This is a genomic window from Marinobacterium aestuariivivens, from assembly GCF_042661465.1.
GTDB classification, from domain to species: Bacteria; Pseudomonadota; Gammaproteobacteria; order Pseudomonadales; family Balneatricaceae; genus Marinobacterium_A; species Marinobacterium_A aestuariivivens.
In genome coordinates this window covers 183,104-195,046 of sequence record NZ_JBHSWE010000002.1, presented here as the reverse complement: position 1 = coordinate 195,046, position 11,943 = coordinate 183,104, and the positions used below count along the sequence as shown (strand labels likewise).

Genomic DNA, 11,943 nt, shown 5'->3' with positions numbered 1-11,943 from the left:
GATCACTCGACGCGATAGGTTAAGGTGGCACCGTAGGTGTCAGGCGCATCGCCAATCGACAGGTTCTCGGTCTTGAGCTGTAGTTGAATGCCGCTGCGATCCCCGGAACCACTGAAGAGCGTCTGCTCGGTCCCGGTCACTATGAGGTAGCCGGTGCCGCCCGAGATGGTACCGGCCCCGGTACCGTCCGAGGTCCGCCGCACGGCGATGCTGACCCCCGTCGGCCAATTGATATCGCTCTTCGAGACCTTCACAGCCCAGCTGCTGCCACCGGTGGCACTGATGTCAACAGTCGCCAGGGCGGAACCGCTCTCGATTGGCGAGCGCAGGTCGCTGCCTGCACCTGCGGTCAGATCGTTGCTGTCGATCAATTCGGACCAATTGCCGACCACGCTGACATCAGCCGCCTGTGCCGGTGAGAGTGAACAGGTGATGAGCAGCAGCGCTCCGATTAAACGCATATCCTGCTCCTGAAAGGCCGGACCCTGGGGTTCTGGCTAAGAAGTTGGGGTTTAGCCCCGGAAGGCCCCGGGGCGGAATGGCGGGCAGCTTGAACAGCCGCCCGCTGGTCACCGTTTAAATACTGTCGGCAATGGTAAAGGTGACCGTCTTGTTGGCGGAGGCCACGACGCCCGCCGCCGAGGTAGCAGAGAGCTGGTAGGTGACCCCGAGGCTCGACTCGTTGAGTGTGCTGATGCTGGTCACCACGTCGGCGGCTGAGGTGCCCAGGGTCACGGCTCCTGCGGAGGTGGCCCCCGTGGGTGCACCCAGGTTTACCGTCAGCGTCAGGCCGCTGGGCATAGCAGTGTTGATGGCGGCGGTGATTTTCTTCGTGCTCTCGTTGGTGGTCACCGCCCAGGTGGTGGACGTGTCGGTGACCGCGTCGGGTGCGGAACCCGCCGTGGCGGCGTTGACGATCAGGGCGCCGGGATTGCCACTGACCCCAATCTCGTTGATCGCCTGAACCTCGTAGGTCACGGTCTGGGTGGCGGTCGTGCCGGCAAAGGCACTGGGAATGAACGTCAAGCCAAGCGCAACGGCCAATGCCGATACAACGCCTCGACGGAGAAAAGCAAATTTGTTCAGTTTCATGGTAGAGTTCCTCATTTCTACTCAGGATTTGGTATCCGATTTTTTTAAAAACCAGACGCCACTTTTTAGCCCGAATACTTCACAAAGACGGACTTACTGCACAGATAATCGGCAAATCATCATCCATTAAGGACGACGTTAATGGCAAAAACCTCCCTTAAGACGCAATCAAATTCACGAACAACAGTTTGCCCTTTGCCCGCAAGACAACGGACAATCCTGCACCCTTTCGGACTGATGTTTAACCGCACCCGACATTAAGGTCGTAGATAGCTGCCACTTGCTGAATCAATCATCTCCAGCATTCAAGGATAGCTACTGAATGAGACTTATCGGTATCGATTGATACTCAAAGAACAAGCCTGTGTCCACAACACCTCCAAACAGTTGTTTGAAAGATCCTCGGGCCTCAGGCTCGTGAAGGTTCACTCTCTTTCGGTAACCCGGCCATCCGATTTTACCGATTCGGATCCGTGGCTTTGCGTCACCCGATTACTCGGGTTTTGCCTTTGTCGAGAGAGGATCTTTGTGAGATTGCGCTTCTGAAACCGGGCACGCTTGCCCGGCGCTTACAATCACTATAGCACCCAATTAACAAGTCCTTAGATGAATTTGGCATAACAGAGCACTGTCGCAATATAAATACAGTTGCTTGAAATGCCGGTTTTTCCGTTTCCATCCAAGTGGCATCAGGCAGCGTGCCGCTACTACCTGAGTTCGTTGCAGGGGGTAGTTGCCCGATCCATACATGGCCTCCTCCCCGTTTGCAAGTCGTCAGATCTCGATTTCAGGGACAGGTTGCTGCCATATATCCGACCTGTTCTCGAAGCAACGCTTCTGCTTTTGGCCTTGAGGAGTAGTCGCGCATACCGTCCTCATCAAGTTATTAACCTGGCAGGCAAATAGGTTCTACCTTTTTGCCTGTCACCCCACAAAAACAGGCGCAAGTGCGCGGACGCGCTGGTTTTATGGGATTCGCATTGGCCTGCGGCCAATGATGAAGCATCCCTGCTTCATGTATTAACCCTCCAGGTTAATATCTTTCTCGAAGAAATTTGGGTGAAGCAAGTTTTCAGTATTCCGGTCTGATCTGTGTTGTCATCGAGAGTCTTTTGTTTTCGCAACCCAGGGTGGGTTAACACACAACCCCTGTTTCTGACGTTATTGTGTTGCCAAGCCGTGTGGTTATGCCGTCGCCCGCGATTGGTAATGTTCACCCGGGAATTCAGATAATAAGTGCGACACTCATGGTTGAGCGGCGAGAGGTGGTCAACTGCCGAAGGTGGTACGCTTCATCTCGCCAAAGAAAGCAGCAGTATCACCATGAGCTATCAGCAGTTGACCGAGGGGAAACGATACCAGATATCGGCTCTCCTTGCGCAGGGATGTTCGCCAGCAGCGATCGCCACAGTAGTAGACGTCCATCGCTCCACGGTCTACCGGGAGATGAAGCGTAACAGTCATAACGGGGTGTATCAGCCCGAGGAGGCGCATGCCAGAGCCTGCGCACGTCGGGTCGGAGCAAGCAAGTACAGGGTGCCAGAGCAGACCGTCATGTACGTGGAACTGACGCTGTCCTGGCGGTGGAGCCCGGAACAGATCAGTGGCGTCGGCAAACGTATCGGCATGTCGGTGAGTCACGAGTGGATCTACCGCCATGTGACGGCGGACAAGGCACGTGGCGGCAAGCTTTACAAGGCGTTGCGCCAAGGCCATAAACGGTATCGCAGAGGTAGCAACAGCAAGCGCTCGGTCATTCCGGAGCCTCGATCTATCGATGAGCGACCGGCAATTGTGGACACGCGGGAGCGCTTCGGTGACTGGGAAGTCGATACGGTCTTGGGCAAGCACGGGAGCGGTGCCCTGGTCACCCTGGCAGAGCGCAAGAGCCGGATGTATCTGGTGCGCAAGGTGGAAGCCAAACGGGCCACCGATGTGCGGGATGCCATTATCGATATGCTCAAGCCCTATGCGGCACACGTGCATACGATCACGGCGGATAACGGCTCCGAGTTCGTTGAGCACAAGGCCATCGCCGAGGCGCTGAACACGGGGGTCTACTTTGCCCATCCGTACTCGTCATGGGAGCGAGGGCTGAACGAGAACTTTAACGGCCTGCTGCGCCAGTACATCCCGAAGGGTACGGATCTGCGGACGATCACTGACGAAGATGTCCGGCAGGCGGAGAAACAGTTAAACCTGAGGCCTCGCAAATGCCTCGGGTTCAGGCAGCCTGAAGTGGTATTCCAAGAATACCTTCAGGCCGCATAGGCGGGTGTCGCACTTCGGAGTTGAATTCGCGCCTAGCTCCAATATGACTGAGGCGATCCTGACCACCTTGCTCGCCAGTGCTACGGTCGTTTTGTTGAAGCTGCGCGTCGCCGCCAGACGGTTGAACCAATGGCTCAGGGAATCCGTTTTCCTTTCCGCGTGGCTGACCACAGCTCGAGCGCCATGCACCATGATCGGACGTATCGGTCGCCACGCATGGTGATACCCAGTAGCCGTTGATGGTCGCCCGTGCTATGTCACCTCCAAGGCGGTGAGGCATTAACGTCGCTGTTCGAAGGGGCGTTTGCCGGCCTTCATGGAGGTGCCGGGAGATAATGCCGAAAACTTTTTAAAATCAAATCAGCTGAATGGTTACCTTGTAAATAGGTAAAATGGGGTGGCGGTTTGCTCCTTCATCCCCTGCATCTTGTGGTCACCAGTCGTAGCCAAGGATCAATTGCGCTTCCGTCACAGGTCCAGTGACAACGGTTTGTTCGAGCAACCGGCGGAATTCGAGGCCGCGGCTGGCCAAGATACGGCGGTTGAACCGGAAGTTGAACTCCTCCAGGTATGCCTGTAGGTGATCGGATGTGACCGAGCCTTGGTGAGTGCCGAGGATCCAGCGCTTCAGACAGCTGGCTACCCTATGGATACCGGCATGGTAACGTGGGCCGGATCACCGGACGAGTACAGCATATCCTCCCGTGTTTCGGCAGGTCGTTGTATCCAAGGAACCGGGAGCCACAACGGCACACACGAATGGCGCGAGAAGATCGCCCGAGGCATCGTGAACGCTACGCATCCTAAGGCGGCCGAAATCCATGGGGCCGAGCACGTCGACGGCGATAACCACCACTGACTTGGAACTACCGCGACCGCGCTGGCCGCCACGCCCCACGCCGCCGACAAGAGTCTTGATCGACTTCGACCATGCCGGAGAGCCGTTCGCGTTCGGAGCGTACCATCACCACTCAGAACCGTTGGAGCATGGTCCACGCCATCCGGTATCTGACCCCAAGCGTTCCCTCAAGTGTTTTCGCAGACAGTCCATTCTTCGCGGCTGTTACGTGCCAGATAGCCTTAAACCAAGTGGTAAGCGGCATCTGCGTCTTGTCCAAGATGATTCCTGCGATTAACGTCCCCTGTTGGCGACAGGACGAGCACCCGAGGCGATCACCCGAATGCAGCCACCGCAATCGGCAGCGCGGCTACTGCTCAGGCGGCTATCCGTATAACGGCAATATGTCCACACCCTCAGAGAGAATGACGGGAATTGAAATTGGAGCGGTGTAAAAGTTTAATCGAATTTCACTATGTCACCGGGAACATGAAGTCCGTCAACAAGAAGCTCCCACCCACCGGATTCGTTGCAGTTCCAGTACGCCTGGCAGTCGGTGCAGACAAAGATTTTCCCGAGGCCAAGCACAAAGCTGATCTCTCGAAGATCCGCGTGTGGGCCATCTTTCCAGTACTGAGTCTTGCACTGGCGACAAGTCATCCGTGATATAGCCATTCTCTACTGTCTCTGCTCCTTTATTTGTGATGCCACTCGATCTTGGCCCGCATCACGAACTCAAGTAGGTGAAATCATCCACGACAGCAACAAACCGGGCTGTCTTTAAGCAGCCTGGCGATCATAGCTCGAAGATCGCCGTTGTGCGCTCGATCTGGCGCTCTCACCCAACCTGTCTCTTAATGGAGACAATAGCTGGGATACTCCAGTTAATCCAGTCATGCCTCCTCAACAATCGACGGCGTATCGGCCATAATTTTCAGCATGCCCTTGCTTATGCCGTCACTCCCGGATCTCGTGTTTACGCTTCTTTTCCGCGACCAGCCATGGTGTTCCAGCAGGCGCCGGAAGCTCATCATCGTGGTGGACTGAAGATGCAGGATTCCTCCCATCGCTGGGTACTTGTTCACATCCACCCTAATGGATATTGTCTACACTGACAAAAACGGAAGCCCGATGGGGATCTCAGTATGGATAGTCAGTACCCCGATTCTCCCCATCAGAATGAAAGTTTTCTCGGGTGCGTCCTGGAGCGCAACGGCCCCGATGGCCTCATCAATTCGCTGTCGTTCCTGTTCGGCGCTTTCGCACTGACGATAAACGGCAGGCTTATCTCCGCCAGCGACAATTTCGCCAGCCTAGTCGAATACGATGTCGCCGAGCTGCGGGACATGAATGTGCTGGACCTAGCTGTCCCCGAATGCCGCAGCGAGCTACAACACCGGCTATCGCGCGATATCACCCGACGCTATGAATTGCAGCTTCTGACTAAGACCGGCGCAGTGAAGCAGGTAGTGGTATCGCCACAACTCTTTCACGCCAAGGGCCGGAAATACCGGCTGGCCGAGTTCATAGATCAAAGTGGTTTCTATGCACTGCAGCGGAACCAGCTCGATAACTTTCGCAATACCGCCTGCGCGCTCACCCAGGCGATCGAGCAGAGGGATCCCTATACCAACGGCCATATGTCCCGCACCGCCTCGATCGCGGTCAAGCTGGCGGAAGCCTTGGGGCTGAAGGGGTCTGCTATCGAGTCGATCGCGCTGGGCGCGAGCATGCACGATATCGGCAAGATATCAGTGCCGATCGAGATACTGACCAAGCCGGGCAAGCTTGCGAGTCATGAGTGGGCATTCATCAAGCGCCACCCGGAGATCGGCCACCGCATTCTCTCGAGCATCGACTTCGAGAAGACAGTCAAGGATATCGTGCTGCTGCACCACGAGCGCCACGACGGCAGCGGCTACCCCTATGGCTTGGGCGGCCGGGAGATTCCAATCGAGGTGTCAATCGTGGCAATCGCCGACTGCCTTGAAGCCATCGCCGGTGTCAGGCCCTACCGAAAGGCCCGAAGCTTCCATGGCGCCATTGCAATCATGGAGCAGGAAGTCTCTAGATACGACCGGCAGGTACTGGGGGTGGCCCGCTCACTCGTCGACGGCGAGGAACTGAACGGGCACGAATACAGCCCGGAGTCCTGAACGTCCCGATCAGCGCGAAGTGCACGTAGTCATCGCCGACATTACCGATGCCGAGCGAGTCGCATACCTTGGCCTTGGGCAGCAGTTTCTTGCTAATTCCAGCGAATCCAAAGACCGATACGGTTCGGGAAGCTTCGTCGAGACAGACCTCGAGGCCTCGAGGTTACCCAGCATCCGGTCTGCTTCGAGCTATCCCTTCATCAGGCTGTTACTGTGCAGCCGGTACTACCGTGGTCCACCGTGGTCAGCACCAGGGTCTCCAGGCTCTCTGTTGAGGTAATGGCGACCATCGTTTCCTCTTTGTAATCGATCGCGACGGATTTAAATCCGCTGTTCCAGAAACGATTTAACGGCCGCCACTTCGGCGCTGAACCGGCCCATCAGATCGATGAACTGCTGCGTATCCTTTGCATTCGCCACCCTCTCCAGATCCTCGCAGCACTCCGCCAACCGGAGGGCACCGATGGAATGGGCCGATGATTTCAATTTGTGAGCAAGCGCACCAACCTCCTGCACCGCGCCGCTTTCAAAGGCTCGGCTCAGTTCATCGGCGGCCTTTATCCCGTATCGGTAGAACTCTTGCAAGAACTCTTGAACCACCTCCGGATCATCCCCCACCAACCCTTCGAGCACGGACGTATCAACTGCGGCATGCAATGACGGGCGCGGGGCCGTATCGCTCCCCTCGAGGTGTCAGTCGGCTCCGGGGCGCCTCCCGGCATCCAGCGATCCAGCACCGCATTAAGCTCCTCGAGTCGCGCTGGCTTTGTCAGATAATCATCCATGCCGACATCGAAACAGCGTTTGGCCTCCCCTTTCAGCGCATTGGCGGTCAAGGCAATGATCGGCTTAGGATAATTTTTCAGGTCTTCTGAACGGATGGCGGTCGCCAGCTGATAGCCGTCCATTTCCGGCATATGCAGATCGGTCAACAACAACACGTAGTCACCGCTGCGCCATAGCTCGAGCGCCCGTTGTCCATTCTCAGCGATATCGGCCGCGTAACCCAACAGAGCGAGCTGATGCGCGAGCACTTTTTGGTTGGCCTCGTTGTCTTCGGCAACGAGCAAGAGCCGACCCTGCTGCAGGGCCTCTTCACGCGTCGGGGGCCGGACCTTGAGCTTGGAGTGGTCCGGCTGTTGCCACTGTTGCTCGATCGGCAAACGGCCACTGGCCAAGGCGACGGCCGACAGCAGCGTTTGCCGTGTTAAAACGTTACCGTCCACCATGATCCAGTTCGAATCGTTCAGGCGAGGGCGAGGTCGACGTCGCTGTCCGCGCTCGATCACCACGCAGTGGATCTCATCGGCACCCGCAAACTGGCGCAGCCGAGCCAAGATCCGTGCCGCAGGTCCTTCGGCATCGATCACCAGTACCGGTGATGTCGACGTTGCTGATTCGTCCAGGCTGTCGAGCGCCGCCTGAATATCCACTGTCCTCGTTGCGCTTGCACCGGCGTGTGTCAGATAGACGATCAGATCGTCCGCCATGCTGCTACCCGAACCGACAACCAGGCATTCCAGCCCATCGACCAAAGAAGGAGACAGCGCGCTGTCCTCTGCTTCGGGGGCAAGGTCGAACGGCAGCGTCACGGTAAAAACGGAGCCCTCCCCCGGTTCGCTTTCGACCTGAATATCCCCCTCCATCATCGAGACCAGGTGATGGGTGATGGCCAGTCCCAGTCCGGAACCGCCGAACCGCCGAGTGGTGGAGGCGTCCGCTTGCCTGAAAGCCGTGAACAGTCCGGATCGGGTTTTGGCATCCATACCGATACCGTTGTCGGCAATCTGAAAGGCCACCTTGACCCGGATAGCGCTCCCCTCGATTGCCTGTGCCCGCACTGATACGCGCCCGGGATTGATCTCACTGGAGAACTTGATGGCATTACTGGTCAGATTGAGCAGGATCTGGCGCACACGCAACTCGTCTCCCAGCACTTCTTCCGGGAGATTCGGATCGGTGAACAACGTCAGCTCGACGCCTTTCTTCGCCGCCAGCGTATCCAGCATGGCGCAGGTTTTCTCGACCACAGCCGCTACCGGAAACGGTGCCTGCTCCATTTCCAGACTACCGGCCTCGATCTTGGACAGGTCGAGAATGTCGTCGATGATATCGAGTAGCGACAGCGCCGAAACCCGGATCAGCTCGACCATATCCAATTGGTGCCGCTCGAGACTGGTCTGTTCCAGCACATCGACCATACCGATCACGCCATTCAGCGGCGTACGAATTTCATGACTCATGGTAGCCAGGAATGACGACTTGGCCTTGCTGGCCTGCTCCGCCTCGATCTGCGCCTGGTGCAACTGCTCGGTACGGCTCTGCACACGCTGTTCCAGTTCGTCATTCAGTTGTCGCAGCGAGTCTTCGGCTTGACGGCGGCTGGTGATATCCCGTGACAACATCATCACCCGTTTCGGCCCATCGGTTTCGCTCCGTTTGGCAGCCGCCGACAATTCAAACCAGCAGGGTCCCTGGGGCAGATCCAGACGAATCTGATGGCCTTGCGAATGTCCGGTCTGGCTGGCTTCACCGATTGCCCGCATCACAATCTGAGCCGCGTCGGACGGCAAGACTTCGTTCACACAGCGCCCCAGTAACGCCTCTTTCTGTGTTGCCAACAGCGAATCATCACTGCTCCAGACCTGGTGATATCGGCCGTGTTCATCCAGATCGAACAGCAGATCGGGAACCGCCTGCAGTGTCGCTTGCAACTCGTCCGCCAGATGCTGGGTCGCCTGCTCGGCCAATTTACGCTGAGAGATATTCTGATGCGCGAGCACCACGCGGACGGGCCCATCCCCTTGGAAGCGCGTGACCCGACACATAAACCAGCGCTGCTCATCGGGGGAATGGCAGGGGTATTCGAAACTCCCTTCGCTACATTCCCCGCGGATGATCCGCCGCACCAGTTCCGCGACCTTGATCCCCTCAAGACCGGTACGATCGCAGACCTCAAGATAATTTTCGCCTTCGCTGACCCGCTCCGGCGACTGAGCATCGGCGACTGCGAACTTACGCCATGACTCATTGGTCGCAATGATTACGCCCTGTTCGTCCAGGACCGCGATATGGGCGCTGAGTGCATCGAGCAAGGCGCGCATGAAACGATCGCTTTCGTAGAGCTGCGCCGTGCGTTCGGCGATCAGATGCTCGAGATTGGCATTTATCTCTTGTAACTGAGACTCGTGTTCCCTCAGCGCGAGCTCCAGCTCTTTCTTGTCATGGATATCGGTATGGATGCCCGATGCATAAAGTGGTGAACCGTCATTGCTTCGGCTGATGACATTCCCTATCGAGAGTACCCAATGCCAGTCTCCTGACTTGGTGCGCAGGCGGTGTTCGACTTCGTAATGATCGCTACGGCCGTCCAGCATGTCCTCGACAGCCCGCAGCGCCTGGCGCCTATCGTCTGGATGGATCAGCTCGCTCCATGTTTGGAAGGTCGGCTGCAAATCGTCCGGATGGTAGCCGAGCATTGAGGCCCAGGTACCGCTGAAGGTGACAGCGTTTCGGGTTAGGTCCCAGTCCCAGAAGCCCAGCCGACTGCCGTCGATCACCCGCTGCAACTGGGCCCGGCTCTCGGCTAGTGCCTGCTCGCTGCGCCGGCGCTCGGTAATATCCACCGCTGACGCGATGAGTTTGATGACCAGGCCCTGCCTATCGGTGACCGGTACCAGCCGGAAATCCAGTGTGATGCTCGTACCGTCGGTGAGGCGGCAATCAAGATCATGCCGAATACGCTCGCCGTTGCCAGCGCGCGACAGATCCTCACAAAACTGTTTCTGTAGGCCTGGGGTGCCTGCGAACGCGCCAAGCTGGTCGAACGATTGTCCGATCACAGCCTCGAGGGGTAGGCCAATGATATCCAGCGCGGTGCGATTGATTTCGACAATTTTGCCGTCGGGACTAAGTTCCCCGACCAGAGCGGCCATGTTGTCCAAAATGGAGCGCAAAGTGGTTTTCGCCGCCGCCAATTCGGCCGTGCGACGCTCGACATCGCGCCGGACTCTGACATGCTGACTGGCCGCGATCAGCACCAGCAGGGTCGCAAACAGCAACACCAGCACAGCAACCACCAGGTAGACCCGCATGGGCACGGATTGCCCCGGCTCCCACGGCATCAACGACCAGGTTTCCAGTTGCATCCCCGGGCCCAAGGGGTCATCCAGCCGCCCCACCCAGTCCGGTTCTCGTACTGGTATCGACTGCTGGAACAGTGAAACCGAATCGCGACCTACTGGCGCCTCCTGCACCAGGCGGGCAGCCAGCCGGTGCTGTCGTAAATGGCCGGGAATCGAGGCGGTGAGCTCGTCAATGGACAGACTGCCAACGGCGAATCCTCGCAGCGTCTCATGTCGCGCCGCCACACTGACTTGGGCCGGATAGAATTCAGCCGAGAACAGCGGGACCAGCAGCAATCGCTCGAGCGTCCCCGTCGCGGGATCCCTAACAAGCGCCTGTACCGGGCGTCCAGTCTCCAACGTACGCCCGACCGCATCGCGATAGATCGGATCCGCTGCGATATCAAGCCCCGGCGTTACCTGCCGGTCGGATTTCTTGACCAGCAAACGGAGTGTGACCGCGGCTGTCCGCTCGGATTCCGCTGATGCGGTCGATACCGGATCCTGCTCAGTGGTCAGTTTTTCCAGAGCAGCCCAGGCCAACCAGGCGATACTGTCCTGTCTGAGGGCTCTTTGCGTGAATCGTTCGAATGCATCGGCCGTCACGACGGTGTCGGTGGCGAACAGATCGGCAATGGCTTCAACGGCTTGATTCTGCTGTATAACACGGCTGTTGAGCTGATCACGCAGATGCTCGCCACTTTCCGCTATACCCTGCTGGTTGCTGATCTGTTCCGCACGCGCCAGCCAATAGTAGCCGGTTATCACCAGCGCTGCGGTCAATAGCGGCAACATCATGAACTGCAGGATCTTCTGCGATTCCCGCAGCCTAAACAGGCGCCAGCTGGCCAGAATCGGCACCATCAGTAGTACACCGAGGCTATCGCCCGCCCACCAAGTTATCCAGATGGACATCAGCGCCTCTGCCGGCAAACCTTGGATCCTGTACATCGCCACCATACCAACGGTAGCCGACAAGGTACAAGCGAGGGGCCCACCCGCCGTCAGCAGCGCCACGACCGGTATCTTACCGGCCGTCGTGGCGAGTGCCTGCCCCACGGGTCGAAGCAGCAGACTACCGACGATGGCCTGCAGGCTGGCGCCGGTCGCAATGGTCGCGGACAGCGCCGCCGCGGTTTCGAGATCGCCCCACTCAGGCCAGCCCCGACTCAGCATCGATGACAGGAAGGCTCCGAGCCAGATGCCTGGCCAGCAGCCCCTCCCCCAGAGCATAATCGCGGCCACGGCCACGCCGGCGGCCGGCCAGAAGGGCGCCGCCAGCGACGGCGGGCGGGCCAACCAGAGACTCAGTTGCGCCAACAGCAGGTAAGCGGCGGCAAGTAACAAGATTTGCAGGCCGCGGGTCCGGGACAACGAGCCAAATGGCTGGGAATACACAGTTCGATAACCAGACAAAGATGTAATCTCCATCGTCCCTGGTGAGCTGAAGCAAACGCACGAA

6 protein-coding genes, 1 pseudogene and 1 riboswitch are annotated in these 11,943 nt (G+C 58.0%); of the genes and pseudogenes, 2 read left to right on the top strand and 5 right to left on the bottom strand.

What is annotated here, in order from left to right:
* Positions 1–2: 2 nt before the first annotated feature.
* Together ACFQDL_RS31685 and ACFQDL_RS31680 are read right to left on the bottom strand one after the other, a co-directional pair.
* Positions 3–461, bottom strand: a complete 459-nt coding sequence (locus tag ACFQDL_RS31685; protein ID WP_379913855.1) for a hypothetical protein — start codon at positions 459–461, stop codon at positions 3–5.
* Positions 462–576: 115 nt separating this feature from the next.
* Positions 577–1,092, bottom strand: a complete 516-nt coding sequence (locus tag ACFQDL_RS31680) for a hypothetical protein (RefSeq protein ID WP_379913853.1) — start codon at positions 1,090–1,092, stop codon at positions 577–579.
* Between the two features lie 434 nt (positions 1,093–1,526).
* Positions 1,527–1,610, bottom strand: a riboswitch (cyclic di-GMP riboswitch).
* An 805-nt stretch (positions 1,611–2,415) separates the two neighbouring features.
* Between ACFQDL_RS31680 and ACFQDL_RS31675 the strand changes: the two genes are divergently transcribed.
* Complete coding sequence (locus ACFQDL_RS31675; protein ID WP_379913851.1) at positions 2,416–3,363, top strand: IS30 family transposase; 948 nt, start codon at positions 2,416–2,418, stop codon at positions 3,361–3,363.
* A 433-nt stretch (positions 3,364–3,796) separates the two neighbouring features.
* Here the strand turns inward: ACFQDL_RS31675 and ACFQDL_RS32895 are convergent.
* A pseudogene (locus tag ACFQDL_RS32895) lies at positions 3,797–4,012 on the bottom strand (transposase); the annotation flags it as partial.
* 1,334 nt (positions 4,013–5,346) lie between these two features.
* Here ACFQDL_RS32895 and ACFQDL_RS31665 point away from each other — a divergent pair.
* Entirely contained in the window at positions 5,347–6,357 is a 1,011-nt protein-coding gene (locus ACFQDL_RS31665) for an HD domain-containing phosphohydrolase (RefSeq protein ID WP_379913849.1), read from the top strand.
* A 321-nt stretch (positions 6,358–6,678) separates the two neighbouring features.
* Here ACFQDL_RS31665 and ACFQDL_RS31660 read toward each other — a convergent pair whose 3' ends face one another.
* Both ACFQDL_RS31660 and ACFQDL_RS31655 read right to left on the bottom strand, forming a co-directional pair.
* Positions 6,679–6,942: an Hpt domain-containing protein gene (locus ACFQDL_RS31660; protein WP_379913847.1), complete on the bottom strand. Its 264-nt coding sequence runs from the start codon at positions 6,940–6,942 to the stop codon at positions 6,679–6,681.
* The gene (locus tag ACFQDL_RS31655; RefSeq protein ID WP_379913845.1) at positions 6,915–11,897 is read right to left on the bottom strand and encodes a PAS domain-containing protein; all 4,983 of its coding nucleotides are present in this window, start codon (positions 11,895–11,897) and stop codon (positions 6,915–6,917) included. Before ACFQDL_RS31655 ends, ACFQDL_RS31660 begins: the two co-directional genes overlap by 28 nt.
* Positions 11,898–11,943 lie beyond the last annotated feature (46 nt).

Coding starts and splice junctions, on each gene's coding strand:
- ACFQDL_RS31685 (WP_379913855.1), bottom strand. CDS start 461: ATGCGTTTAATCGGAGCGCTGCTGCTCATCACCTGTTCACTCTCACCG.
- ACFQDL_RS31665 (WP_379913849.1), top strand. CDS start 5,347: ATGGATAGTCAGTACCCCGATTCTCCCCATCAGAATGAAAGTTTTCTC.
- ACFQDL_RS31675 (WP_379913851.1), top strand. CDS start 2,416: ATGAGCTATCAGCAGTTGACCGAGGGGAAACGATACCAGATATCGGCT.
- ACFQDL_RS31680 (WP_379913853.1), bottom strand. CDS start 1,092: ATGAAACTGAACAAATTTGCTTTTCTCCGTCGAGGCGTTGTATCGGCA.